Below are 24,492 nucleotides of genomic sequence, written 5' to 3' on the forward strand. Positions count from 1 at the left end.
AACGCTTTTCATGACTTTTTAACGGAATGGTAGGCTGGTGGATCCAGGATAATTCGCCTGATGACACCAGCCAGCACGCTGCTTGATTTTGCGGGTCAGTTATAGCAATGAAATACGATAGGCACAGCGTCGTGCGCCAGCCAGAATGTGTTCGGAGCGTTCAACCTGTGCCTGAAGTACCTCGGTGAAAATGCTCAATTCTGCGCGACAGAACCCTTGGCAAACTGTGGCGGCAGCGCAAATAGGGCAATGGTTTTCCACCAGCAGAAAGGAACCGTCCTCCTGTGTGCGCCATTCGGCCATATAGCCCTCACGAGATCGGATTGCGGTCAGCCGTTCAATGCGTTCCTGCAAATCGGCCGCGCCGATCATCGCCTGTTTGTAGTTAATGCGTGTTTCTTGTTCCCGCGTGTCGATCAATAGCTCGATCGCTTGTTCGCCCAGCTTATCTCGGACGGTACGCAGCAGTTGTACCGTCAGTTCGGAATGGGTATCCGGAAAGCGCGCGTTGCCTGCGGCAGTAAGGTGCCAAAGTTGCACCGGACGGCCAACGCCACGCGTTTCTGCCACGGCTTCCACCAACCCATCTTTTGCCAGTTTAACGAACTGCTGGCGTGCTGCCTCGCCAGTGGTACCAAGGACTTTTCCTGCATCAGACGCTTGCTGTGGGCCGCGGGTTTTTAGAAGTGTCAGCAAACGGTCACTGACCGATTGTGCGGGACTACCGCCATTTTCCAAGTTTATTCTTGACATATTTCTCCGCCTCGCCCTACCATTATTCCAAGTTAACTCTTGTTAAATTTAACGCAATATCACTATTAACTCAATGCCATTCCTCTGAAAACAGGACGACAACCGTGATAACCCATGATGATAGCCGTTGGGCCGATCTCTTTTCCGGCAAAAATGGTGCCAGTGCGATCGCGCTCTCACTCGGCGTAGCCTTGCATGCAATCAATATTCTGGTCGCCACCACCATTTTGCCCTCGGTGGTGCAGGATATTGGTGGTCTGAATCTTTATGCCTGGAACACCACATTGTTTGTTGTGGCATCGATTCTGGGGTCGGCATTATCGGCACGTTTACTCAGTGGCTATGGTGCACGCAGTGCCTATGTGGTGGCATCGCTGTTCTTTATCGTCGGGGCGATGTTATGCGCACTGGCGCCGTCGATGCCGATAATGCTCATAGGTCGAACCGTACAGGGCTTCGGTGGCGGGCTGATTTTCGCGCTTTCGTACGCCATGATCAATCTGGTGTTTGAGCAAAAGCTGTGGCCGCGCGCAATGGCATTGATTTCAGCGATGTGGGGGATCGCGACTTTGGTCGGTCCGGCCGTGGGGGGCATTTTCGCTGAATTGAACGCCTGGCGTTGGGCTTTTGGCATTCTACTGCCGATCATGGTGTTGTATGCCGGGTTTACCTTCCTGATCCTACCGAAAGGCAAGCCGCAACAACAGGCGGCACCGTTGCCGGTAGCCCAGTTATTGCTATTGGCTACTGCGGTGCTGGTGGTTTCCGCGGGTAGTCTGGCGGATAGCGCGTGGGTTAATCTGGGCGGTATTGCGTTGTCTGTGTTGATGATGGCCTGGTTGATACAACGTGAGACGCACTCCCAGGCTCGTCTACTGCCACAGGGCGCTTTACGTCGTGGCTCACCGTTAGCCTCGTTGTATATCACCGTCTCTTTGCTGGTGGTGGGCATGACCAGTGAAATCTTTGTGCCTTATTTTCTGCAAACGCTGCATGGCCAGTCACCACTGATTTCCGGCTATATTGCCGCGACGATGGCGGCTGGCTGGACACTTTCGGAGATCCTCAGTTCCGGTTGGCGCAGTGCGGGTATCCGGCGTGCAATCATCAGCGGGCCGCTGTTTGTGTTGGTTGGCTTGCTGGCGTTGGCAGTGCTGATGCCGACGCCATCTGGCGGCCATTGGGTGGCGTTGACGCCAATTGTGATTGCCTTGACGCTGGTAGGGTTCGGTATCGGGTTTGGGTGGCCGCACCTGCTGACGCGAATTTTGCAGGTATCGCCTGAGGCCGATAAGGACATTGCCGGTGCATCGATCACCACAGTGCAACTGTTTGCGACGGCGTTTGGTGCGGCACTGGCCGGGATGATTGCTAACCTGGCGGGGCTGAATGTGCCGGGCGGGGCGCCAGGGGCAGCCTCGGCGGCGCGTTGGTTGTTCCTGCTGTTCGCCTTGGCACCGCTGCTGGCGGTATTTAGCGCCTGGCGCTGTGCGGCGATTGCACCACCAGCCGTTGCAGTGGATGATGTGGAATCAGACTCGTCATCCACGGAATGCCCGGCGATGCCACGTAATAGTGCGTAAGGAGTGCTGATAGTCTGCTGATTCTTGCGTTTTGTTCGACCGCGTGAAAATTTGATTGACGAATCCCGTATTTGAGATTATTTCTCTTATATGGGATTTTTTGTATCAGAGACGCAATAATGGATAACGGATTGGAAAGTGCCGATCTCCGGCTGGCACAACGGCTGTCTGATTTACGCCAACAGCAGGGCTGGTCACTGGAGGAGTTGGCACAGCAAACCGGTATTAGCCGGGCTACGCTGTCGCGAGTAGAGCGCGCTGAAACCAGCCCGACGGCCTCGTTGCTGAATAAACTGTGTTCGGCGTATGGGTTGACTATGTCGCGGTTGCTCAGTGAGGTTGAGGGCGAACCACCGGAATTACTGCCTCGCGAAGCGCAAACGGTGTGGATTGACTCGGCCAACGGTTTTCATCGTCGTTCAGTATCCCCGCCCGCCGCTTTGTACAAGGCCGAATTTATCGAGTGCCGGCTTGATGCCGGGGCAGTGATTGCCTATGACGGACCCTCAGTACATGCACTTGAGCACCATTTGTGGCTGCTGGAAGGCCAACTCGAACTGACGCTGGAAGCGCGCACTTTTCAGCTTAAACCAGGCGACTGCCTGCGTTATCGGCTGTTTGGCGCTTCAAAATTTCATGCCCCCGGCCCTGAGCCGGCCCATTACACCCTCGTTATCAGCAGGCCTTAACCATGATTGAAATACAGCAACTGAATGCCGACGCAGTACAAAGCGTGATTCCTGAACTGGCGGTGATGCTACAAGCCAGTGTTTCTCAGGGCGCGAGCATTGGTTTTATCATGCCGTTCAGCCTTGAGCAGGCGCAAGCGTTCTGGCATCGACTGTTACCGGCGATTGAGCGTGGAGAAAGGGTGTTGCTGGTCGCCCGCGATGCCGGGCGCGTTGTCGGTACTGTGCAGTTGCTGCTGGATATGCCTGACAACGGCCGCCACCGTGCGGAAGTGGTAAAACTGATGGTGCACCCGGATGCCCGTCGTCAAGGTATCGCTCGTAATCTGATGCTGCAGGTGGAGCGAAAAGCGATTGAGCTTCAGCGGCACTTGCTGGTGCTGGATACCTTGACCGGTGACACCGCGGAGGGCATGTATCATCGATTGGGTTTTCAACTGGCAGGCAGCATTCCGCAATATGCCCGCGCCAGCCAGAGTAGTGCGCTGGATGCCACCAGTTATATGTATAAGTTGCTGTAATTTTCCCCGTCGTCCGTAGGGGGTGGATGCATCCGCCCCCTACAAGACTTGAGTATGTACGGGGTTACTGCCCGTTCCAAGCCTTGATAGCCTGTTGGCGTATCAGCAGTTTTTGCTCTGGCGTCAGTTTGTTATAGTCCTTCGCCATACCGCTCTCCCAGTCGCCGTACAACGGGTTCGGCAGCACGATAAACTCAGTGCCAAACTTGCTCTGGTTATCGCTGACAAACGCCCGACGCTGTACGTTATCTTTGTGGTAGGTCGCCGCACCGAAATCGTTCAGGTTGTCACCGGCGTACACCACGATGTCGTAACCTGCGTTTTTGATGGCGTCGAAACGTGGCTGTTTGTTGGAGGTGTCACCGCTAAGCAGCACGGTTTTTTCCGACATGCCGGTAAAGCCCAGTTTCTGCATATTGGCGACTGTGGCGGCGTATTCAGACTGTTTGCGGTTTGAAACGTAGAACATGGTGCCCTGATGGCTGTTAACGTACCGAGCAAATTGCACGGCACCCGGCACTGCGCCGGCTTGTTCTGCCTGTGACCATTTCGCCCAGGTAGCGCCTGCAAAAGGTTGGCCTTGCTGTGCTTGCCAGCCAGAATACGGGCTGTTATCCAGCATGGTTTCGTCCAGATCCACAACCACCGCTTTCTTCTTGCCAGGCGCGACCTTGGCGTGATCAAACGCCAGCCGGGCGCTGTTGAAAGCCTGATGCGTCAATGCCTGATATTCCCCGGACTGCTGGAACCAGTTCAGTGCCAGCACTGATTGATCCGCCAAGCGCTGTTGGGCTTGCAGATCTGTTTTCGGTGGTTGCGCACAACCGGCCAGGGTCAGTAGCGCAATACCGATTGCTGCGCCAAGGGTCACCTTTTGTCTATTTATTCCTGCCATAAAGGGATAGCTCTCTGTTTGTTATTGTGGTGTCTCTAAGGTCATGGTCATCTCAAACTGACGTAACGGATCTTGCTGCCAGCCGAGTCGATCAAAGAAGGGGGCGGCCACCTCGGGAACGTAAACATTAGCCACTAACGGTAAGGGTGAAAACCGTGCTTGTAGCGCTGCTAACATAGCGCGGGCATGACCTTGGTTGCGGTGCTCTGGTGGCACGTAAATCATGCGCAGAAAACACTTATCCGCACCCACCTGCACTACGCCATAGGCATGGTGTTGTCCAAGGCTAAAGGCGTGAGGTTTACCGGGCAGTTTGAACAGCGATTCTGGGGCGATTAGCCAAGGCAGGTTGGTGGCACCCTCGGCGACCAACCGGTGAGAAACGAATAACGGATCGATCTCCTGCAGGGGCGCAACGGCGGCCGTACTTTGTTCCCCGGCCAAGTGGCCGGTCAGCGTACGGACGATGCGCAATCCGGCCTGGTGGTACAGTGCAATGGCTGGATCGTTACCTTCGATCACCTCCAGCGACAGTTGACGATCGCCACGCTCATGCGCGTCGGCGACAATCCGTTGCATCAGCGCTTTCCCCAATCCTTTTCCGCGCATTTCCGGTCGGATGGACAGTGCCGACACCCGGCGGTGTAAGCCACGTCGACTAATCAACGCCAGTGCTACCGGTTGTTGTTGATGGGTGACGATAATGCTGTCGTTCAGGCTGAGATCTTCCGCGCCAAAGCGGCGAGCGAAGGTATCGCCGTCAATAGCAAAACGTACAATGTAGTTTTCAAAACAATGGCAGAGGATCTGCGCCAGCGCGTTACTGCTGTAGTGCAGCGCGGAGTGGTATTCGAATGGAGAAGTGTTTTGCATGAGTCATCCAGATTGATTTGCGCAAGTATACCCCTCGTCTTGCAAGCCGCGGGGTAGTTGCTCCCCTGAGAGGATGAAGGCATTCACCCGGCCGCATGCAGCCCCTACAATACCTTGGGGTACCCGGTTATAGCGTGAAACCCATAGGGTATATAGATGTAGACCCGTTTGTTTTGTAAGGCAAGTTCTCTGATGCGGTCATGAGAGGCAAGACGTAAAGATAGGGCGAGAAGAGGGAGCGCTAAATGAAAAAAACCGGGCGTAACCGCCCGGTGAAGTAACTCTGGGTATCAAGTGAAGCTAAGGTTTGCAGTGGTGGTTATTCATCACATCAGAACTGGTAAGTCAGGGCGACGGCGATGACGTTGTCATCTTTCAGACCCAACTTATTGTTGCTGTCGAGTTGGTTGATTTTATAATCAACATAGGTCGACATGTTCTTGTTGAAATAGTAGTAAGTACCGATATCGATATATTTCACCAGGTCGGCGTCGCCGATGCCTTCAATATCTTTACCCTTCTGCTGCACATAACCCAGTGATGGGCGCAGACCGAAGTCGAACTGATATTGTGCAACCAGTTCCAGACCTTCCGCTTTATTGGCAAAGCCGCTAACGGAGGTTGAGGTATTATTAATGGTCGCAGTGCCAGAAATAGGCGCGATATTACGGCTTTGTGAATAGGTTGCTGCCAGATAAACGGCATTGTTGTCGTATTTCAGACCGCCAGCCCAGATATCGGCTTTATCGCCTTTGCCGTAAGTGCCCGCTTTTTGGCCTGCTGTACGGTTAGAAGAGGCATAGGCTGCACCCACGCTCAGACCGTCGATAATTTCATAGCTGGAAGACAAGCCCCAACCGTCGCCGTTCGCCTTGCTACCAGCACGACCGTCGTTTTCGTTCTTGCCTTGGTACTGAATGGCAAACTTCAGGCCGTCAACCAGACCGAAGAAGTCGTTATTACGGTAGGTTGCAACACCGTTGGTACGACCATTCATAAAGTTGTCGGTTTTGACGTAAGCATCATCACCGAACTCAGGCAGCATATCCGTCCAGGCGCCGACGTCATAAATAATGCCGTAGTTGCGACCGTAGTCGAATGAACCGAGGTTTTTGTATTTCAAACCGGCGAAGCCCAAACGCGTTTTGGTATCTTTCGCACTGTCGGATTCAGAATGGTTAGCTGAAATCTGATATTCCCACTGGCCATAACCAGTCAGCATATCGTTAATTTGAGTAGCGCCTTTAAAACCGATACGCACATAGGTTTTGTCGCCATCATTGCCGGCATCGTCAGAGAAATAGTGCAGTGCTTTTACGCGGCCGTAAAAATCAAGTTTGTTGCCGTCTTTATTGTAGATTTCTGCTGCCTGTGCTGTCTGCGCAATTAAAAGTGCCGGAATAATAACGGCCAGAAGATTACGTTTCATGATTTACCCTGCTTTATTCGATTGAAAGACGCTTATCATCAGTTGTACTGCTGTTTCACTGTGCCGCTTGATTGTTTGCAGCGCAGGTTTTTTACCGTAGTTATGTGATCTATTTATGACAAAATATTCATTTCCATGTCGAACGATTAAAAAAGTTGCGGAAAGAGTGAATTTCTTCATCGGACAACTGTCGGCGGCGGATCCCACCGCTCGCAATGCTGTTTCTGAATTGTGGAGAAATCATGCATAAGGTTTATACATTGGGTTTACAGGTAGAAAGCTTTACCGCGCTAACCATCCGGTTTTTCAGGATTGTCGGTGTGAAAAATCCCGATTTTCATCCCTGTGGTTAATAGGTAGCGTAATGCTATCCCTTTACAGCAGGAGTGTGTGATGCAACCTTCCCAACAGACAGCCCAGCAAGCATTCGGTGATATTGCCCCCAAGCTGGCGCAACTCAGCGACAGCGTATTATTCGACGACGTTTGGCAGCGACCGGGACTCAGCCCGCGTGAGCGCAGCCTAATTACGGTAGCGGCACTGGTGGCGCTTAACCGTGTAGAGCAATTGCCGTTTCATCTGCACTTGGCCGAACGTCATGGCGTGAGTATTGAACAGCTTGCCGAGTTGATTACCCATTTGGCTTTCTATGCCGGCTGGCCTGCGGCAGCCTCAGCCGTGGCGCGTCTGCGTGAACTGAAACAGGAGCCGTCTCATGCCATTTAGTCGCATCGCTTTGCATCAGGGTAAATCAGAGCAATACCTGAAAACTCTGTCCGACAGTCTTCATCAGGCATTGGTCGAAACCTTCAATGTGCCAGCGGCCGATAAGTTTCAGGCCATCGATCAATACCGCCCAGGTGAGCTGATTTATGATCGTGACTATTTGGGTGGTCCACGTTCTGAAGATTATGTGCTGTTTTACATCACCATTGGACGTCCGCGAGATACCGGCACCAAACAGCGCTTTTACCAGCGGTTGGCAGAGCTGCTGGGGGAAAACATACAGTTACGCCCGCAAGATGTGATGGTGGTAATCACCACAACGCAACGGGATGAGTGGTCGTTCAGTGCGGGCCGCGCCTCAATGATTGAAGGCTAGGCTGACGCGGCAGCCGGTCTGTGGGACAATAGCGCCATCATTTCGTAACGATATAGAGTTGAATGGCGCTCTCCCCCGCAGTTAAAGATCAGATTGGCCAGTGGTACAAAGCCCTGCAGCAACAAATACCGGATTTTATTTCCCGTGCACCGCAACGGCAGATGATCGCCGAAGTCGCTAAAACGCTGGCGGGTGATTATTCACGCCACTTGGCGATTGAAGCACCCACTGGTGTAGGAAAAACCTTGTCGTACCTGATCCCGGGGATCGCCGTTGGTCGTGCCGAAAGTAAACCCTTGGTGGTCAGTACTGCCAACGTGGCGCTACAGGATCAGATCTACAGCAAGGATTTACCGCTGCTGAAGAAGATCATTCCCGATCTGAAGTTTACCGGCGCTTTTGGCCGTGGCCGCTATGTTTGCCCACGTAATTTAGCGGCACTGAGTACAGACGTCAGCGAGCAGGGTGATCTGACACTGTTTTTGGATGACGAACTGGCGCCTTCCAGCGGTGAAGAGCAAGCGTTATGCCAAAAACTCAGCAAAGCACTCAGTCGCCATGAGTGGGACGGATTGCGCGATCACTATCAGTTGTCGATTGACGATCCACTGTGGATCAAGCTGAGTACCGATAAAGCCAACTGCCTGGGGCGCAATTGCCACTATATCCGTGAATGCCCGTTTTATATTGCCCGCAAAGAGATTGAAACTGCCGATGTGGTCGTGGCTAACCATGCGCTGGTGATGGCGGCATTGGAAACCGAATCGGTGCTGCCGAATCCGAAAGAACTGCTGTTGGTGCTAGATGAAGGCCATCATCTGCCGGAAGTTGCGCGTGATGCGTTGGAGATTGACGGTGAAATTACTGCGTTGTCGACCAATCTGCAGCTGGACATGATCGTGCGCCATGTTGAACAGTGCATGACGCAATATCGCCCCAAAAATCCACCGGGCCTGACGAACGACGAACGCTTGAAGAACCACTGTGAAGAGATGCGTGAACTGATCCAGATCTTTGAACATCAGGTCAGCGCGTTTCTGCCGACGGATACGGTGATCGCCGAACACCGCTTTGAAATGGGTGAACTGCCAGTGGAAATGGTGGAAACCAGCGCACGCTTATTCAAACTGACGGATGCCTTACGCGGGGTGGCAGAGTTCATACTGAACGATCTCAGCGAACAGACCGGCAAGCACGACATTGTGCGACTGCACCGTTCGATTATTCAGATGAGCCGCACCCTGGGGTATCTGGAGGCCATGAGTAAACTCTGGCGGTTAGCGGCATTAGACAAGTCATCCAATGCCCCCATTTCAAAATGGGTCACGCGTGATCTGCGTGATAACGTGACGCATCTGTACTTGCACTGCGTGGGCATTCGCGTCAGCGATCAGCTGGAAAAACTGCTGTGGCGCAAGGTGCCGCACGTGGTGATCACGTCGGCGACGCTGCGTTCGTTGAACAGTTTTGCGCGTCTGCAAGAAATGAGCGGGTTGAGCGAAAAAGCCGGCGATCGTTTCGAAGCGCTGTCCTCACCGTTTAATCACGTGGAGCAGGGCAAAATTGTCATTCCGAACATGCGATTTGAACCGGCGATGGCCAATGAAGCCGAGCATCTGGAAGAAATGGCGCGCTTTTTCCGAGCTGAACAGGCCGGTGGCAAGCACAAAGGTATGCTGATTTTGTTCAGTAGCCACCGGGCGATGCAAACCTTCCTCAGCTATGTTACGGATCTGCGCCTGATGTTGCTGGTTCAGGGCGATCAGCCGCGATACCGGTTGGTGGAAGAGCACCGTAAACGTGTCGAGAAGGGCACCGCCAGTGTGCTGGTTGGCCTGCAGTCATTTGCCGAAGGGTTGGATTTGAAAGGTGAACTGCTGACCCAAGTGCATATTCACAAGATTGCCTTCCCACCGATCGACAGTCCGGTGATCTTGACTGAAGGTGAGTGGCTAAAATCGCTGAAGCGTTATCCGTTTGAAGTGCAGAGCCTGCCGAGCGCCTCCTTCAACCTGATCCAACAGGTGGGGCGACTGATCCGCAGCAATGAGTGCCATGGCGAGATCGTGATTTACGATCGCCGCTTGTTGACCAAAAGCTACGGTTCGCGTCTGTTGGCTGCATTACCCGTGTTCCCCATTGAACAGCGGGAAGTTCCGGAAGCCGACAAGGCGCACAAGGCTGCGCTCAAATCCGCCGCTGCGGCGGAGAAAAAAGACAAAAAGCGTAAGAGTCCGTTTCCCCGTCGACGTACGCGTTAATCAAAGCAACGGTGGCAGGCGGCGCTTCACTGGCGTGGTTTTGACGATGGAGGTGTTGCTCTGCGCCCGCTCGGCCAGTTGATCGAGGATCTGGTCGAGCTGCTCCATAGAATGTGCCACCAACCGCACGATAAAGCAGTCTTCACCAGTCACCTTGTCACACTCAATCACCTCTGGGATATCCTGAATCATCTGTTCGACCTTCTTCAGCATGCCCGGCAGCGGCTTGATGCGCACCAGTGACTGAAAAGCATAACCTAACGCCTGCAAATTGACGTTCAGCGTATAGCCCTGAATAACACCATTTTCTTCTAGCCGCCGTAGGCGCTCGGAAGTGCTGGGCGACGACAGTCCCACGCTGGCGCTGAGGGTTTTGAGCGATACTCTTGCATCCTCAGCAACCAGCGTCAGGATCTGGCGATCTATATCATCCATATACCCTCCATTAGGTGATTTTTGTTTTATGCCTTCGATAAAAAGGCAGTTAAGCATATTGTCCTTTTTTATGCCATGGAATCCTGCACGGCAAAGTCGCATGCTAAGCATATGGGCTTATTTGAGGAAACGACGATGAATGCAGAGATAAAACGTGGCTCGCTGGAAATGATTGCCGCAATGCTGATTTCCGGCACCATTGGCTGGTTTGTGCTGATGTCCGGTCAACCGGTGATTAATGTGGTGTTTTGGCGCTGTGCCGTGGGCGCACTGGTGCTGCTGGCAATCTGTGCCGCACTCGGTCAGCTGCGACGTGATGTTTTAACGCGGACCACCTTGCTGTTGGCGATTGCCGGCGGCGTTGCATTGGTGGTCAACTGGTTGCTGCTGTTTGCAGCTTATTCTTATGCGTCGATCTCCATTGCTACCGCGGTGTATAACACCCAACCTTTTATGTTGGTGGCACTGGGCGCGCTGTTTCTGGGAGAGAAACTGACAGCCCGTAAGCTGTTATGGCTGGTCTTGGCGTTTGTCGGCATGATGCTGGTGGTACTGGCACAGCCTAAGCAGCTGGGTGGTCAGAGCAACTACCTGATGGGAATTCTGCTGTCGTTGGGGGCGGCATTTTTTTATGCGCTGATGGCGCTGGCCGCCAAACGGCTGAAAGGGACGCCACCGCACCTGATTGCGCTGATCCAGGTCAAGGTCGGCGTGGTGATGTTGTTGCCGTGGGTTGATTTCCACGCGTCAGCCAGTGCTGGGCAATGGGGAATGCTGGTGACGCTTGGCGTATTACACACCGGACTCATGTATGTGTTGCTGTATGGTGCGATCCAAAAGTTGCCAACCAACCTGATTGGTTCGCTGTCGTTTATTTATCCGGTCGCCGCTATGTTGGTTGATCGGTTGGCGTTTGGTCATCGGTTGGTCGCGCTTCAATTTGCCGGCGCCGCGATCATCTTGCTGGCTGCCGCAGGCATGAACGTGTTGGGTGAGCGTCGCCTGCGGCTAACGGCGATGCGAGACAGCAAGCAGGCACCCGAACAGTGATAGCGCCAGCAGCAACAGCATCACGGCTTGGTAGCCATAGATTGGATAAATCAGTGCCGCCAGGGCCAGTCCGACCGCGCCACCAAGATTGTGCAGCGTCCAGGTGACCCCCAATGCACCGCCGCTTTGCGCTTCGCTGACGGTGCTCAGCGTTGCCAGCACTAATGGACCGAGGATGCATCCCCATCCCAGTCCCATGAGGGCAAAGGCTCCGAGCAATAAGGGGAGCGGACTGTCGGCGTTAAACTGACTTTGCAGTGCGGCAGAAGCGGCCAAAGCGGCAAAACCGAGGACCAACGCCGGCTGTGGGCCGGACTTATCCACCCACCTGCCGACCCAAGGCGAAATCAATGCCATAACGGCAGTTGTCGGCAGCAGTAGCAACCCTAGCATCACGCCCTCATAATGGCGGGTGTTTTCCAGATAAATGGGCATCAGGAAGAAGGCGGCGCAGTAGAAGAAGGCTAACAATGCGCTTAACAGACAGACACGCAATAACGCCGGATGCTGCAATAGCGTTAAGGGTACCAATGGAGAATGCGCCTTACGTTCGACCGGTAACAGCAGGAGCAACGCAGCCGCCGCTAATGACGTCGTGAGCAACGTTTTCATGCTCAGCCACCCCCACTGACCACCTTGGCTGATGGCCAGCAGCAACCCAGCGAGACCAATCACCAGCAATAATAGGCCAGTAATATCCAACCTTGCGCTTTGCTGTACGCGAGATTCCTGCACCGTGCTCAGGCAGAAGGCGAAACTCAGCGCGATCAGCGGTACGTTCAACAAAAAGACCCAGCGCCAGCCAAGTGTGCCGACCAACAGGCCACCGGCGACCGGACCGATTGCCAGCCCCAGACCGTTAACCGCCAATAAAATGCCAATTGCGCGACCGCGCTGCTGTGGTGGCCAGGCATCTGCGACAATGGCGGTGGTGGCGGTATACAACACTGCGCAAGCCGCGCCCTGTACAAAGCGCCAAACATTAAGATGTTCAACACTGCCCGCCAGCCCGGCCCCCAGTGATGCCCCGGCGAAAACCAACATCCCGCAATACAGTACCCGTCGACGACCGTACAGATCTGCCAGTCGCCCGGCGCTGACCATAAAGGCGCACAATGCCATTACGAACAACGTCATTACCCATTGCACCTGACTCAAAGGGGCTGCCAATTCGCGCTGAATGGCGGGAATGGTGGTATTGACGATAGTGAAATCGATGCAGCCCAAAAAGCTGGCGATACTGATGCCAATCAGCAGCCGCCACAGGCGCGGTGTACTGGTGTCGGTCAGAAGTTCGCTGCGTTCGCTCATCGGGTATTTCCTCGGTTAAAAAGCGTGTGTTCAGTTTACTCAGTGCTTGTTATAGCCAGTGGCGGTGTTTCATCGTTTAATAGGCGAATTAATATCGTCAATGAGAGGCCAGCATGATTTCCAGCGAACGGCTACATGCGATCCGCGCTTTTGTACAGGCGGTGCAAGCGGGGGGTTTTAGTCGTGCAGCAGAGCAATTGGGTCTTTCCCGTTCCACCGTGGGGAAAGCGGTAGCGCGATTGGAACAGCGGTTGCAGGTACAGTTATTTCAACGCACTACCCGCAGTCTGTCATTGACTGACGAAGGGCAGCTGTTTTATGACGATTGCCTAAAAGCATTAGCAGCGCTGGAAGCGGCGGAAAGTCATCTCGCAGCCAGAGCCCACACGCCAGAAGGGCGATTGCGGGTATCGCTACCGGTATTGTTCGGCCAAAAGTGGGTTATGCCACCGCTATTGTCGTTGGCGGATCGTTACCCTCAGTTGCAGATCGATGCGCTGTTTTCCAATCGTACAGTTGATCTGGCGGAAGAGGGGATCGATCTGGCGGTACGTATCGGTTCACCAGGCGATGCTGCGGCGATCACTGCCCGCCAATTAGGGGAGCAACAACAAATATTGTGTGCAGCTCCGTCGTATCTGGCAAGGCAAAGTGAGCCAGATACGGTGGCTGCGTTATTGCAGTATCAGGCGGTTGGTCTGTTACGAGATGGGCGCAGCCCTCCCTGGCAGTTAACGGATGAACGGGGAAAAGTGCAACGACTGACGCTGCCGACCCGTTTGCGGTTGAGCAATATGGAGGCGGTACTCAGTGCTGTTTGTGCAGGACAGGGGATTGCCATGCTACCGCGTTGGCTGGCGCACGATGCACTCACTGCGGGGAAACTGCGAGAGATTTTGCCAGGCAGTTGTGGTGCGGGACTGGCGATTAACGTGGTGTGGCTGAAAGGCACGACTATGCCGCTACGGGTACGAGTGGCCATTGACGCTCTGCTGTCGGCTTTCACTCCCAAAGCACCGTGGCAATGATTTAGCGCTGGCAAAAGACGGCGGTATAGCTATGATAAAACCTGCCCCCAGCCCTATTGCACTTAGGTGATTAATGATTGATATTTCAACAATTTTGTTGTTTTCTGGCGCCTGCCTTGCGTTAACGATAACCCCAGGCCCGGATATGCTGCTGATCGCATCGCGCAGTGTCAGCCAAGGACGTCGAGCCGGTTTTGCCTCACTGGCAGGTATCCAACTTGGTACCTACTGCCATGCTTTGGCGGCAGCGCTGGGTCTATCGCAACTGTTCGTTGCAGTACCGCTGGCCTACGATACGGTGCGGCTAGTTGGGGCGACCTATTTACTGTATTTGGCATGGAAAACGTTAGGTTCTGGCAGCAGTTTGCAGGCATCTGCTGGATTAACGGCAGTACCAACCGTCCGCATTTTCCGGCAAGGATTGTTCACCAATATCCTCAATCCCAAAATGGCGCTGTTCGTTTTGGCCCTGTTTCCACAGTTTATCGATCCGCATGCCGGTTCACTGGTGGCGCAAATGTTGCTGCTGGCGACAGTGCTAAATCTGGTGGGCTTGGTGATAAACGGCGGGCTGATCATGGCGGTCAGCAGCATGAAAAGTCGCTTTGTTGGCCGCCAACTCAGTGCCCGTTGGCCGAACTATCTGCTGAGCAGTGTGTTCGCCGGGTTGGCCTGCAAGTTGATTTTTGACAGCCGTAAATAGCCTTACACCTGCAATAATGCTTCAAACGCCGCGCTGGTCGGGCATTGCGCCAGCGCGCTGTACATCACCAATCGCAAATGATTTTCCTCATCGACAATGAACGACGCATGTTCAAAAGTCACCTGACCGGCACCAGGGACATTGAACGTGCGCTCTCCCTGACAACGGCCGTGAATGTCATGCTGTTGCCACAGTTGACGAAACTGTGGTGAGACCTGTTCCAGCGCCTGTACCCGTTGTTGCATGGTGGCGTCCTCCGGGGCGCGGGCGTAGTCACGACGAAAGCTGGCAAGGATTTGTGGCGCTTGCGCCTGCCATTCCACCAGTCGCTGGTTGAGGTGTGGATCGGCGAACAGCATCCACAGCATGTTGCGTTGTTCTGCCGGGCGATCGCCAATGGCGAACAGTCGCTCTGCCGCAGGGTTCCAGGCAATGATGTCCCAACTTAGGTTCATGACGTAAGCCGGGCGAAGTTGCAGGTCGTCCAGCAGGCGACGTACCAGTGGCGACACCTGGCACCATTGATGACCGACCGGTACTGGCGGGCGTTGATGCGCCAGCAAAAACAGATGATAACGCGCGGTTGCATCCAGCTTCAGTACGCGTGCCAGGTTCTCCAGAAAATCCACCGATACGTTGATTTCCCGTCCTTGCTCCAGCCAGGTGTACCAAGTGAGGCCGACGCCTGCCAGCGCAGCGACCTCTTCACGCCGCAGCCCCGGTGTACGGCGTCGGGTGCCGCTCGGCAAACCGACAGCCTGCGGTGACAATTTTTCGCGCTTTTGACGCAGAAAATCCGCCAGATCCTGACGGGTTCGGTTGAGGGTACGCGGCGGCATAGCGACTGTCCTGTTGTTCTTAGTAATAGTATAACTGGCTATATAGTAACAGTTTAGGACATGTTCCATACTGCTGCCATCTCAATATTTGGAGGCATTTATGGAACAGTCATTAACAGATGGCGAGCGTGGCCTGGTCGGGTTGCCGGTGTTGCTGTTGGGGGGCTTTGTTACCGTATTCGACTTGTTCGTGGTGAACGTGGCAGCACCGGTCATTCAGCAGCAGTTCGCTGCTGATTTTGCCAGTATAGGGCTGATTATTGCCGGCTATGAGTTGGCCTTTGGCGTGTTATTGATTGCGGGCGGCCGTCTGGGGGATCGTTTTGGTCGACGCCGCATGTTCAGCCTCGGCATGCTGGGGTTTACGCTGGCGTCGGCATTGTGTGGTGTAGCGGCGTCTCTCCCCATGCTCATCACCGCGCGTTTTCTGCAGGGGGCGATGGCGGCACTGTTGTTTCCGCAGATCTATGCGCTGCTGCGTGTGTTGTACGGCCCACACCAGCGGCGGCGTGCTTTTTCCTGGTTGGGGATGACCTTGGGGCTGGCCGCTATTTTGGGGCAGATCTTCGGTGGCTTCATTATTGAAGCCAATATTTTCGGCAGCGGTTGGCGCATGATTTTTCTGATTAACGTGCCGATTGGTGCATTGGCGATCTTGGCGGCGCGGAGCATCCCGGAATCACGTCTTGAACAGGCACAACGGTTGGATGGCATGGGATTACTGCTGGCCGCGACAGGGTTGTTACTGCTGTTAGTTCCGCTGTTGGAAGGGCCATCACGTGGTTGGCCCTGGTGGGTGTTGCAGGTATTGGCGCTGGGCCTGGGGGTGTTATGGGGTTTTATACGCTGGGAGCGTCGGCTGGCGATGTGTTCCGGAGATGCGGTGTTGGACCCGGCGCTGCTTCGTCAGGGGAGTTTTGCCCCAGGTGTGCTGGTGGTACTGGCGATTTACTCGACGGCGTCTTCATTCTTTCTGTGCTTTGCCCTGTTGTTGCAGTCGGGAATGGGTCTGACGCCGTTTCAGGCAGGCAGCCTGTTTGCGCCCGCCAGCGCGGCGTTTATGTTGGCCTCATTCCTTGCCCCAACACTGTCACAACGTTGGGGAAATGGGGTATTGGCGTTCGGCGTGGTGATTTACGCCGCGGGATTAGCGCTGTTGGTTGTGCAAGTGCTTTGGGGAACCGCGTTGGCACAGCCATTGTGGTTACTGCCGGGGTTGGTGATTTTGGGTTTTGGTCAGGCTATGAGTATGACGCCATTACTTAATCTGGTTCTCGGGCTGGCCAAGGAAGATCAAGCTGGCATGGCTGCGGGGGTGCTCTCCACTGTACAGCAGATTGGCGGCGCAATGGGCATTGCCGCCAGCGGAGCGTTTTTTGTCCCCTTGTTGGTGGGCGGCGCGGGTGCAGAACGATATGGACAGGCGTTTGCCGGAGCGATGATCTACAACCTGTTGGCCATGGCCGTCGCCTTTGTGCTGTTAAGGTGGATCATTCAACAACAGCGCAAAGTGGCTCTTTAATCAACCGGTGTCGGGTGCTATTGCTATCTCATCATTCCATTGCGTTAAGGAAGCCTGACACCATGTATCAACCTGCCTCATTCCGCGACGATTGTTTGGAAAGCCAAATTGCGCTGGTGCGTGCCAACCCGTTGGGGATGCTTATTAGCCATGGGGACCAAGGCTTGGTGGCGGATCCGTTGCCATTTTTGATTGATGCCGATGAACAGGGGCATCTCCAACTGCGGGCGCACCTGTCACGTGCCAACCCACACGGGTCATTGTTGCTGAACGTGCAGGAATGTCTGGTGGTGTTTCAGGGACGGGAAGGCTATATCTCACCGGGTTGGTATGAAACCAAACGGCAAACCGGTAAAGCCGTACCAACCTGGAATTACAGCGTGGTACAACTGCGTGGCGTACCACGAGTGACAGAGGACGCAGGCTGGTTGCGGCAACAGTTGGACGGATTGACGGCGCTGCAAGAGGGTCGTCAACCTGAACCCTGGCATATTGACGATGCGCCTGCCAATTATATCGCCGCGCAGATTAAGGGCATTGTCGGCATTGAAATCACGGTGACCCATCGGGAAGGTAAATGGAAGATGAGCCAAAACCGGAGTGCTGAAGACGTTGACGGGGTAATCGCTGCGTTACGTGCCGGTGACGCAGCCCAACAGCAACTGGCGGATGAGGTTGAGAGACGGCGTGGATAAGGTATGCTAATCCCAGACTGAATCAGGGGAAGCAGGCGATGGATTACACCAAAATTATCAAAGAAATAGGCCGTGGCAAGAACCACGCGCGTGATCTCGACCGGGAAACAGCCTTTCAGCTCTATCAAAAGATGTTGGCCGGTGAGGTGGGGGAGCTTGAGCTAGGCGGTATCTTGATCGCCATGCGCATTAAAGGGGAAGCCGAAGAAGAAATGCTTGGCTTTTACCAAGCGATGCAGCAACAGGTGATGCGCTTGCAGGCACCGCACGGGCGACCGATGCCAGTGGTGTTACCCAGCTATAATGGTGCGCGTAAACAGGCGAACCTGACGCCATTATTGGCACTGCTGCTGACACGTGTTGGCTTACCAGTGGTGGTACACGGTGTGTTGGATGACAGTACGCGTGTGACCAGCGCCGACACCTTCAAGTTGCTTGGCCTGCCCTGGTCACAAGACGCAGCCCATGCCCAACAACGTCTGGATAAGGGGGAAACAGTGTTTGTCCCCGTCTCTGCCCTGTCAGCTCCCCTGGAACGTCAGCTTGGTATGCGCTGGCGCATGGGGGTACGCAACAGCGCCCATACGCTGGCCAAACTGGCGACGCCATTTGCCGAGCAGGACGTGTTGCGTATCGCCAGTGTGTCGCATCCTGAGTACGTTGGTCGTGTAGCGTCATTCTTCCGCCAGATTGGGGCCCGCGGGTTATTGATGCACGGCACCGAAGGTGAAGCCTATGCCAACCCGCAGCGTTGCCCGCAGATTCATTACATTGTTGACGGTGAACAGCACGTGCTGCTAGAGCGCCCGGTGCAGGATGAAATGCCTGATCTACCGGCAGCGAAAGATGCAGAGACTACTGCACGTTGGACCGAACGTTGTCTGGCGGGTGACATCGCGATCCCGCTGGCGATCCAACGCCAGATTGCCTGTTGCCTGGTGGCAACCGGTGAAGTTGACACCCTGGAACAGGGATTGGAACGTTTACGCGACGCGTAAATCCCTTGGCTATACTGGAATATTTCGCTAATCGGCTCTGAAAGGATGGTTATGCAACAGGCTCTCGATTACTTCAATCAATTGAATCAGGATTACCTTGACGTTCACCGCACCAAAGAAGATCTGTTCTGGCAGAATTATATGGGCACAGGCGGTGATGACGTTTCAACGCGTTTCTCTGCGGCAGAGAGCGCTTATAAGCGCTTTATCGCCGAGCCGCGCCGATTGGCGGAAATTCGTCAGTTGTTGGCTGGGCTGGAAGTTCTGCCGCAGGACGCACAGCGCGACGCGCTGCAACATGGGCTGAACGGTTGGCTGCGTTTTTTTGATTGTAACGCGATTGAAGACGCTGAAGCCCAGACATTGTTGGACCAAATTATCAGTGCCGAGGCGGATCTTTATACCCGCCGCAAGAGTCACCCTGTCAGCCATCTGAATGCGGCAGGGCAGCGGGTGAACGCCTCGCTCGGTGAACTGTTAACCAACCAGGCTACTAACGAAAATGAAGAATACCGCCGCAGTTCGCAAAACGCGTTGCGCGAGCTGGAGCAATGGTTGCTGCATAATGGTTTACCGGAGTTGATCAGTCTGCGGAATCGCTTTGCGCGTCAGATGGGTTTTCGTAACTACTTTGACTATAAAGTGAATAAAACCGAGCGTATGACGCCGGAGCAGTTGTTCGCCATTCTGGATCGTTTCGAACAGCAAACCCGCGAAGCGAACTCACGCAGCTTACAGCAGCTGGCGGCGGAAAAAGGCGAGCAAGCGTTAGAGCCCTGGAATGTGCGCTTTGCCAGTGCCGGTGATGTAACCCGCCAACTGGATCCTTACTTCCCATTTGCCCAGTCGCTCGAGCGTTGGATCAACAGTTTTAAGCGTCTGCATATCGGCTTCCGGGGTGCGCAAATGGATCTCGATCTGTTGGTACGCCAGGGTAAATATGAAAATGGTTTTATGCATGGCCCGGTGCCCCCGTTCATTCAAGAGGGCAAATGGTTGCCAGCACGCATTAACTTCACCAGTCTGGCGCAGCCGGATCAGGTGGGTAGTGGTGCATATGGCTTGAACACGTTGTTCCACGAAGGCGGCCACGCGGCACACTTTGCCAATATTTGTCAGAATGCCCCCTGTTTCTCACAAGAGTTTCCGCCGACCTCGATGGCCTATGCTGAAACCCAGTCGATGTTTTGCGACAGCCTGCTGGACGACGCTGATTGGTTGAAGCGCTATGCGAAAAATGCCGCCGGTGAGTCGGTGCCGGATGCATTGATTGAGGCCAGTATCGCTGCGCGTCAACCGATGCGTGCGTTCAACGAACGCCATATTCTGCTGGTGCCTTACTTTGAGTGGGCGCTGTATCAGTGGGATGATGAACAGCGTACGCCAGAAGCGATTACCGCGTTGGCACGTGAGGTTGAAAGTAAAATTCTGGGCATTAGCGGTAGCCCGCGCCCAACGTTGGCAATCCCACACTTGTTGTCTCTGGAATCGGCGTGTTCCTATCAAGGCTATTTGCTGGCGCTTATGGCCGTTGAACAGACGCGCCAATTCTTCCTGCAACGCGACGGTTATCTTACTGATAACCCGGCTATTGGCCCTGACCTGGCACATCACTATTGGCGACCAGGAAACGGTGTTAGCCATGACGATACGTTGCGCAGCCTGACGGGGGAAGGTTTTAACCCCGATTATCTGGCGGAGTCTTGTAACTTGACGGTGGCTCAGGCATGGCAGGATGCGCGTCAAACTATTGCCGATGCTGCTGTACGGCCTCAACCCGCAGCGGATTTTGATCTGTCGGCGCATATCCGTGTGGTAGATGGTGAGCAAGTGCTGGCGGATAACGCGGAAGGCGATGAAAAGATGTGTCATGATTTCGCTGCGGCGATTAACGCACGCATGGCCTGACGACAATGAAAAAAAGCCCGCCGATAGCGTGTATCGGCGGGCTTTTTTATTTTTTAATCGGTCGATCAGTTATAGATGACTGCTGTTGCATGCATCAGATTGTTGCCGCTGGTGGACGTAATGGTGAAAGCTTTGGCACCTGCCGCATCGGCTTTGGCTGAGAGCTGGGCTTTCAGGCTGCTCAGATCGGTTGCACCACTGGCGGAGATCACACCGGCTTTTTCAAACTGCACGGCATCCTGTGCGCTGACGTGCTCTGCCGCTAAAGAAGTGAAAGAAACAGCAGTCAGAGCGATAACAGCAGCAAAAGTTTTGATGTTTTTCATTGTGGTCATTCCTGTCAAGTTTGTAAGTTTGAAAGGGGGTTGCCTTTCGATGGAATGATTATTGCGCAGCGACAGGAAGGATGAAATCGGAGAGTATTGATAATCTTTTTCAGATTTTTTGATTATTAATTAACCCTCTCTCCAAACGGAGAAAGGGCGGCTTACTCAGCGTTTTTGCGCGTCCGGACGAATCATATCGAAACGGTGTCGTTCCGAGATACCGTAGTAGGCAGTGGGTCCCCCCGCTCGCAGGATCGGTTCGGCAGCGGCGGTCTGATAAATGCCGTGCTCGTCCAGCAAGGCAGGATCGATATGCACTGCGACCACTTCCCCCAGTACCAGCCAGGTTTCCAACTGGGTGCCTGTTGCACTTTGCAGTTGAATACACTGTGACAGGCGGCATTCAAAGTTAACCGGACTTTCTGCCACACGCTCGGCTTTTATCTTACTGCTGGGCAGTGGTGTTACACCGGCAAAGGCAAATTCGTCTTCACCGTGTGCCAGGCTGGCGGAGCTGTTATTCATGGCTTCGGCGAGTGGGCGCGTTGCCAGATTCCAGACAAACTCGCCGGTTTCGACGATATTCGCGACGCTGTCTTTCCAGCCACTGCTGGCGAAGCCGATGATTGGCGGGCGGTAGTTGAAGCAATTAAAAAAGCTATAGGGTGCCAGATTACGTTGGCCGGCAGCGCTGATTGATGAGATCCAACCGATCGGGCGTGGGCCGATGATGGCGTTCAGCGGATCGTGCGGCAGTCCATGGCCTGCGGCGGGTTCATAATAATAGCGAGACTCACTGCTCATAAGCGACCTGATAGGAGATAAGCGAGCTTTTATTCTGACGTGTTTCCCGCCAGCTGCAAGTTTGCCGCTGCTTTATGGTATCTTACGCGCCAGAAATACCTTTAAGAGAGCCCGTCACGGTGGAAAAAAAGAAAAGCTTCCCGCAGCAGAAAAGCGGTCTGCACCCGCGTAACCGTCATCGCTCACGCTATGACTTTCCGGCGCTGATCGCCAGTTGCCCGGCGTTGGAGCCGTTCGTCAAGCCGAACGCCTGGGGCGATATCTCGGTAGATTTTGCCGATCCGGCTGCGGTTAAAATGCTCAACCGTGCGTTGCTGCAACATTTTTATGGTATCGAGCACTGGGATATTCCCGCCGATTACCTGTGCCCACCGATCCCTGGGCGTGCCGATTACTTGCACCACCTGGCGGACTTGTTGGCAACCAGCAACAACGGCGAGATTCCGCGCGGTAAAGGTGTGGCGATCCTCGACGTGGGTATTGGTGCCAACTGTATTTACCCCATTGTCGGCCTGCGTGAGTACGGCTGGCGCTTTACCGGTTCTGAGATTGACCCTGTGTCGCTTAATTCGGCCAAAATGATCGTCGAGATGAACCCGACGCTGAGAAACAGTGTGCGTTTGCGGTTGCAAAAACAACCGGAATTCATCTTTAACGGTATCATCGGTGTGGCTGAGAAGTTTGACGCCACATTATGCAACCCACCGTTCCACGGCTCTGAGCAAGAAGCGCACGCGAGCACCCGCCGCAAACTGCACAAGCTGGGCAAAGGCGAAGTGGCGGATAAGCCGGTACAGAACTTTGGTGGCAAAAATAATGAGCTGTGGTGTGAAGGCGGTGAAGAAGCATTTGTACGTAAAATGGTCGAGGAAAGCGTCAGCAAGGCGCAGAATTGCCTGTGGTTCACCTCATTGATTTCTAAAAACACCACTCTGCCGTCGATTTATCATGCGTTGAAATTGGCGGGTGCAGCCGAAGTCCGCACCATTGAGATGGCGCAGGGACAAAAGATCAGCCGTTTCGTGGCCTGGACCTTCCATGACGCCGAACAGCAGGCTGCTTGGGCGGCAGAACGCTGGCGTTAATTCCTCGGGTGCCGGTTATTTAACCGGCACCAACAAAACTTCGCGTTTCCCTTTCAATTTCTTCAACTTGCGTTATTCTCAATGCAGCCTTTAATAACAAAAATCCTAATTTAATTATTTATTCAAAAAATAATAATCACATTACTAAATTGATGTATTTAACTCGGTCAATATCGTCTATCCGGGGAAATAGGCTCGTCTATTTCTCAGGGTATTGCACGTCTGTGTGTGGGCGCAACGTGTGAAAAAATAAAATGAAAAGCGTTTGCTCGCTAAATCATCTGCCAGAAGGATACCCACCCTATGCTGTTACGATTCAGTCAGTTAAATACCCACAGTCGCGCTGAGTTGAGTGCGATAGAAAATGCCGTTGCCATGATTGTATTTAAACCTGATGGGACTGTGCTGCGTGCTAATGATTTATTTTTACAGACCATGAAATTCCAACGACTGGAGGTGATTGGTCAGCATCACCGTATTTTCTGTGATCCGCAATACGTCGTGAGTTCTGCCTATCGCAAGCATTGGGATATGTTAAATAATGGCAAGCCGATTACGGATAATATAAAGCGCATTCGCAAAGACGGTGAAGCCGTCTGGTTACAGGGCACTTATACGCCGGTCTTAGACAAGAAAGGGCGGGTGATAGAGATCGTCAAAATCGCCAGCGTTGTGACAGAGCGCATTATTCAGGCGCAGGAACATCAGAGTTTATTGGCGGCGTTAAATCGTTCCATGGCGATGATCACGTTCAGCGCGCAGGGAACGATTCTCGACGCCAACGACAATATGCTGAATTTAATTGGTTATCGGATAGAAGAAGCACGCGGACAGTCGCACGCTGTGCTTTGCCCGCCTGAATTTGCTGCCTCTGATGATTACCGTCAGCACTGGCAGCGGCTGTCTCGTGGTGAGTTTATCACCGGGCGCTTTGAACGAGTCAACCGGCGTGGGGAGAGAGTCTGGCTGGAAGCCAGCTACAACCCGATCCTCGATGGAAATGGGCGGTTGGTAAAGGTTGTAAAAATCGCCCAAGACATCACCCGACTCATGATGCAGCAACAGCATGAAGAGGAGATGGTACGCAACGTGCACCATTTGTCGTTAGATACTGACAGGCAGGCATCACAGGGTGCACTCATCGTTCAGCAAGCCGTGGAAGGCATGCGGCAGGTTGAGGCGGCAGCGCGTCAAACATCTGATGTGATCAGTGAATTGGGCCAGTGCTCGCAGCAGATTGGTACCATCGTTGAGGCTATCCGCAAAATTGCTTCCCAGACAAACCTCTTGGCGATCAACGCATCGATCGAGGCCGCTCATGCGGGTGAGCACGGGCGGGGTTTCGCCGTGGTGGCCAATGAAGTGCGCACGCTGGCAGAACAATCGCGTAAGGCGGCGACGGAGATAGAGCGGATGACCAAATCTATCCAGCACGGCGTGGCAGCGGCGATTGCCGGCATGGCAACCTGTGTGGATCAGGCCGGTGGTGGCGTGACTCTGACGCACGACGCCGGGGAAGTGATCAATCAGGTGAATGTTGGTATGCAAGATGTCGTGAAACTGATGCAGGCCTTCACCTCGGTTAAGCAGGAAGGTGCACTGCACTGATCGCCTCTGCGCTAACCCTGGGCTGCGGGGTTAGCGCCTTTACTGCCTTATCATCCCCCTGCTTGTTTATCTTT

The 24,492-nt window shown here is 54.0% G+C and carries 24 protein-coding genes; 15 read left to right on the forward strand and 9 right to left on the reverse strand.

Annotated elements, in window-relative coordinates:
• Positions 1-99: 99 nt before the first annotated feature.
• Entirely contained in the window at positions 100-753 is a 654-nt protein-coding gene (locus tag SGBXF1_RS07090) for a helix-turn-helix transcriptional regulator (RefSeq protein ID WP_037422621.1), read from the reverse strand.
• A gap of 104 nt (positions 754-857) precedes the next feature.
• Between SGBXF1_RS07090 and SGBXF1_RS07095 the strand changes: the two genes are divergently transcribed.
• The 3 genes from SGBXF1_RS07095 (at position 858) to SGBXF1_RS07105 (ending at position 3,546) form a co-directional block, all read left to right on the forward strand.
• Entirely contained in the window at positions 858-2,336 is a 1,479-nt protein-coding gene (locus SGBXF1_RS07095) for an MFS transporter (protein ID WP_061807015.1), read from the forward strand.
• A 119-nt stretch (positions 2,337-2,455) separates the two neighbouring features.
• Positions 2,456-3,025: a helix-turn-helix domain-containing protein gene (locus SGBXF1_RS07100; RefSeq protein ID WP_186428050.1), complete on the forward strand. Its 570-nt coding sequence runs from the start codon at positions 2,456-2,458 to the stop codon at positions 3,023-3,025.
• A gap of 2 nt (positions 3,026-3,027) precedes the next feature.
• Positions 3,028-3,546, forward strand: coding sequence for a GNAT family N-acetyltransferase (locus tag SGBXF1_RS07105; RefSeq protein ID WP_186428051.1), 519 nt, complete (start codon positions 3,028-3,030; stop codon positions 3,544-3,546).
• A 64-nt stretch (positions 3,547-3,610) separates the two neighbouring features.
• Here SGBXF1_RS07105 and SGBXF1_RS07110 read toward each other — a convergent pair whose 3' ends face one another.
• From SGBXF1_RS07110 to ompC, 3 genes are all read right to left on the reverse strand, one after another.
• Complete coding sequence (locus SGBXF1_RS07110; protein ID WP_037422612.1) at positions 3,611-4,441, reverse strand: 5'-nucleotidase, lipoprotein e(P4) family; 831 nt, start codon at positions 4,439-4,441, stop codon at positions 3,611-3,613.
• 21 nt (positions 4,442-4,462) lie between these two features.
• Positions 4,463-5,314, reverse strand: coding sequence for a GNAT family N-acetyltransferase (locus tag SGBXF1_RS07115; RefSeq protein WP_186428052.1), 852 nt, complete (start codon positions 5,312-5,314; stop codon positions 4,463-4,465).
• A gap of 331 nt (positions 5,315-5,645) precedes the next feature.
• Positions 5,646-6,743, reverse strand: a complete 1,098-nt coding sequence (ompC, locus tag SGBXF1_RS07120; RefSeq protein ID WP_037422609.1) for a porin OmpC — start codon at positions 6,741-6,743, stop codon at positions 5,646-5,648.
• Positions 6,744-7,136: 393 nt separating this feature from the next.
• Between ompC and SGBXF1_RS07125 the strand changes: the two genes are divergently transcribed.
• The 3 genes from SGBXF1_RS07125 to dinG all read left to right on the forward strand — a co-directional run bounded on the left by SGBXF1_RS07125 (position 7,137) and on the right by dinG (position 10,106).
• Positions 7,137-7,469 (forward strand): carboxymuconolactone decarboxylase family protein, encoded by a 333-nt coding sequence (locus SGBXF1_RS07125; RefSeq protein WP_037422607.1) that lies wholly within the window; start codon positions 7,137-7,139, stop codon positions 7,467-7,469.
• A complete protein-coding gene (locus SGBXF1_RS07130; RefSeq protein WP_037422605.1) occupies positions 7,459-7,845 on the forward strand; it encodes a tautomerase family protein in 387 nt (128 codons plus the stop codon). The genes SGBXF1_RS07125 and SGBXF1_RS07130 overlap by 11 nt, the downstream gene beginning before the upstream one ends.
• Positions 7,846-7,907: 62 nt before the next feature.
• Positions 7,908-10,106 (forward strand): ATP-dependent DNA helicase DinG, encoded by a 2,199-nt coding sequence (gene dinG, locus SGBXF1_RS07135; RefSeq protein ID WP_037422604.1) that lies wholly within the window; start codon positions 7,908-7,910, stop codon positions 10,104-10,106.
• Here dinG and SGBXF1_RS07140 read toward each other — a convergent pair whose 3' ends face one another.
• Positions 10,107-10,541: an Lrp/AsnC family transcriptional regulator gene (locus tag SGBXF1_RS07140; protein ID WP_061807018.1), complete on the reverse strand. Its 435-nt coding sequence runs from the start codon at positions 10,539-10,541 to the stop codon at positions 10,107-10,109.
• A 135-nt stretch (positions 10,542-10,676) separates the two neighbouring features.
• Between SGBXF1_RS07140 and SGBXF1_RS07145 the strand changes: the two genes are divergently transcribed.
• On the forward strand, positions 10,677-11,591 hold the full coding sequence (locus SGBXF1_RS07145; RefSeq protein WP_186428053.1) for a DMT family transporter: 915 nt from the start codon (positions 10,677-10,679) through the stop codon (positions 11,589-11,591).
• Here the strand turns inward: SGBXF1_RS07145 and SGBXF1_RS07150 are convergent.
• Positions 11,550-12,902: a DHA2 family efflux MFS transporter permease subunit gene (locus SGBXF1_RS07150; RefSeq protein WP_130379757.1), complete on the reverse strand. Its 1,353-nt coding sequence runs from the start codon at positions 12,900-12,902 to the stop codon at positions 11,550-11,552. The genes SGBXF1_RS07145 and SGBXF1_RS07150 overlap by 42 nt on opposite strands.
• 113 nt (positions 12,903-13,015) lie before the next feature.
• Between SGBXF1_RS07150 and SGBXF1_RS07155 the strand changes: the two genes are divergently transcribed.
• Positions 13,016-13,930 carry a LysR family transcriptional regulator gene (locus SGBXF1_RS07155; RefSeq protein WP_186428054.1) on the forward strand — a complete coding sequence of 305 codons (915 nt, stop codon included), beginning with the start codon at positions 13,016-13,018 and terminating at the stop codon, positions 13,928-13,930.
• A gap of 73 nt (positions 13,931-14,003) precedes the next feature.
• The gene (locus tag SGBXF1_RS07160; RefSeq protein ID WP_186428055.1) at positions 14,004-14,633 is read left to right on the forward strand and encodes a LysE family translocator; all 630 of its coding nucleotides are present in this window, start codon (positions 14,004-14,006) and stop codon (positions 14,631-14,633) included.
• Between the two features lie 2 nt (positions 14,634-14,635).
• Here the strand turns inward: SGBXF1_RS07160 and SGBXF1_RS07165 are convergent, their stop codons facing one another.
• Entirely contained in the window at positions 14,636-15,472 is an 837-nt protein-coding gene (locus tag SGBXF1_RS07165; protein WP_037425399.1) for a helix-turn-helix transcriptional regulator, read from the reverse strand.
• A 100-nt stretch (positions 15,473-15,572) separates the two neighbouring features.
• On the opposite strand from SGBXF1_RS07165, the gene SGBXF1_RS07170 reads away from it, so the two are divergent.
• The 4 genes from SGBXF1_RS07170 (at position 15,573) to SGBXF1_RS07185 (ending at position 20,595) form a co-directional block, all read left to right on the forward strand.
• Positions 15,573-16,994, forward strand: a complete 1,422-nt coding sequence (locus SGBXF1_RS07170; protein WP_186428056.1) for an MFS transporter — start codon at positions 15,573-15,575, stop codon at positions 16,992-16,994.
• A gap of 62 nt (positions 16,995-17,056) precedes the next feature.
• The gene (locus SGBXF1_RS07175) at positions 17,057-17,689 is read left to right on the forward strand and encodes an FMN-binding negative transcriptional regulator (RefSeq protein WP_037425397.1); all 633 of its coding nucleotides are present in this window, start codon (positions 17,057-17,059) and stop codon (positions 17,687-17,689) included.
• A 38-nt stretch (positions 17,690-17,727) separates the two neighbouring features.
• Positions 17,728-18,687: a DNA-binding protein YbiB gene (gene ybiB / locus SGBXF1_RS07180; RefSeq protein ID WP_186428057.1), complete on the forward strand. Its 960-nt coding sequence runs from the start codon at positions 17,728-17,730 to the stop codon at positions 18,685-18,687.
• Positions 18,688-18,738: 51 nt separating this feature from the next.
• On the forward strand, positions 18,739-20,595 hold the full coding sequence (locus SGBXF1_RS07185; protein WP_037425389.1) for a M3 family metallopeptidase: 1,857 nt from the start codon (positions 18,739-18,741) through the stop codon (positions 20,593-20,595).
• 65 nt (positions 20,596-20,660) lie between these two features.
• Here the strand turns inward: SGBXF1_RS07185 and bhsA are convergent, their stop codons facing one another.
• Both bhsA and SGBXF1_RS07195 read right to left on the reverse strand, forming a co-directional pair.
• A complete protein-coding gene (bhsA, locus tag SGBXF1_RS07190; protein ID WP_037425385.1) occupies positions 20,661-20,921 on the reverse strand; it encodes a multiple stress resistance protein BhsA in 261 nt (86 codons plus the stop codon).
• Positions 20,922-21,086: 165 nt separating this feature from the next.
• On the reverse strand, positions 21,087-21,725 hold the full coding sequence (locus SGBXF1_RS07195; RefSeq protein WP_037425382.1) for a flavin reductase family protein: 639 nt from the start codon (positions 21,723-21,725) through the stop codon (positions 21,087-21,089).
• 119 nt (positions 21,726-21,844) lie between these two features.
• Here SGBXF1_RS07195 and rlmF point away from each other — a divergent pair, with 119 nt between their 5' ends.
• Together rlmF and SGBXF1_RS07205 are read left to right on the forward strand one after the other, a co-directional pair.
• Positions 21,845-22,810, forward strand: coding sequence for a 23S rRNA (adenine(1618)-N(6))-methyltransferase RlmF (rlmF, locus tag SGBXF1_RS07200; RefSeq protein WP_167348751.1), 966 nt, complete (start codon positions 21,845-21,847; stop codon positions 22,808-22,810).
• Between the two features lie 303 nt (positions 22,811-23,113).
• The gene (locus SGBXF1_RS07205; RefSeq protein WP_186428058.1) at positions 23,114-24,418 is read left to right on the forward strand and encodes a methyl-accepting chemotaxis protein; all 1,305 of its coding nucleotides are present in this window, start codon (positions 23,114-23,116) and stop codon (positions 24,416-24,418) included.
• Positions 24,419-24,492: the final 74 nt, after the last annotated feature.

Source organism: Serratia grimesii (assembly GCF_900186025.1).
Lineage (GTDB): Bacteria > Pseudomonadota > Gammaproteobacteria > Enterobacterales > Enterobacteriaceae > Serratia > Serratia grimesii.

Coding starts and splice junctions, on each gene's coding strand:
- bhsA (WP_037425385.1), bottom strand. CDS start 20,921: ATGAAAAACATCAAAACTTTTGCTGCTGTTATCGCTCTGACTGCTGTT.
- SGBXF1_RS07160 (WP_186428055.1), top strand. CDS start 14,004: ATGATTGATATTTCAACAATTTTGTTGTTTTCTGGCGCCTGCCTTGCG.
- SGBXF1_RS07105 (WP_186428051.1), top strand. CDS start 3,028: ATGATTGAAATACAGCAACTGAATGCCGACGCAGTACAAAGCGTGATT.
- ybiB (WP_186428057.1), top strand. CDS start 17,728: ATGGATTACACCAAAATTATCAAAGAAATAGGCCGTGGCAAGAACCAC.
- SGBXF1_RS07155 (WP_186428054.1), top strand. CDS start 13,016: ATGATTTCCAGCGAACGGCTACATGCGATCCGCGCTTTTGTACAGGCG.
- SGBXF1_RS07175 (WP_037425397.1), top strand. CDS start 17,057: ATGTATCAACCTGCCTCATTCCGCGACGATTGTTTGGAAAGCCAAATT.
- SGBXF1_RS07150 (WP_130379757.1), bottom strand. CDS start 12,902: ATGAGCGAACGCAGCGAACTTCTGACCGACACCAGTACACCGCGCCTG.
- SGBXF1_RS07140 (WP_061807018.1), bottom strand. CDS start 10,541: ATGGATGATATAGATCGCCAGATCCTGACGCTGGTTGCTGAGGATGCA.
- SGBXF1_RS07130 (WP_037422605.1), top strand. CDS start 7,459: ATGCCATTTAGTCGCATCGCTTTGCATCAGGGTAAATCAGAGCAATAC.
- SGBXF1_RS07145 (WP_186428053.1), top strand. CDS start 10,677: ATGAATGCAGAGATAAAACGTGGCTCGCTGGAAATGATTGCCGCAATG.
- SGBXF1_RS07110 (WP_037422612.1), bottom strand. CDS start 4,441: ATGGCAGGAATAAATAGACAAAAGGTGACCCTTGGCGCAGCAATCGGT.
- SGBXF1_RS07165 (WP_037425399.1), bottom strand. CDS start 15,472: ATGCCGCCGCGTACCCTCAACCGAACCCGTCAGGATCTGGCGGATTTT.
- SGBXF1_RS07115 (WP_186428052.1), bottom strand. CDS start 5,314: ATGCAAAACACTTCTCCATTCGAATACCACTCCGCGCTGCACTACAGC.
- ompC (WP_037422609.1), bottom strand. CDS start 6,743: ATGAAACGTAATCTTCTGGCCGTTATTATTCCGGCACTTTTAATTGCG.
- SGBXF1_RS07195 (WP_037425382.1), bottom strand. CDS start 21,725: ATGAGCAGTGAGTCTCGCTATTATTATGAACCCGCCGCAGGCCATGGA.
- SGBXF1_RS07185 (WP_037425389.1), top strand. CDS start 18,739: ATGCAACAGGCTCTCGATTACTTCAATCAATTGAATCAGGATTACCTT.
- SGBXF1_RS07125 (WP_037422607.1), top strand. CDS start 7,137: ATGCAACCTTCCCAACAGACAGCCCAGCAAGCATTCGGTGATATTGCC.
- dinG (WP_037422604.1), top strand. CDS start 7,908: ATGGCGCTCTCCCCCGCAGTTAAAGATCAGATTGGCCAGTGGTACAAA.
- SGBXF1_RS07090 (WP_037422621.1), bottom strand. CDS start 753: ATGTCAAGAATAAACTTGGAAAATGGCGGTAGTCCCGCACAATCGGTC.
- SGBXF1_RS07100 (WP_186428050.1), top strand. CDS start 2,456: ATGGATAACGGATTGGAAAGTGCCGATCTCCGGCTGGCACAACGGCTG.
- SGBXF1_RS07170 (WP_186428056.1), top strand. CDS start 15,573: ATGGAACAGTCATTAACAGATGGCGAGCGTGGCCTGGTCGGGTTGCCG.
- SGBXF1_RS07205 (WP_186428058.1), top strand. CDS start 23,114: ATGCTGTTACGATTCAGTCAGTTAAATACCCACAGTCGCGCTGAGTTG.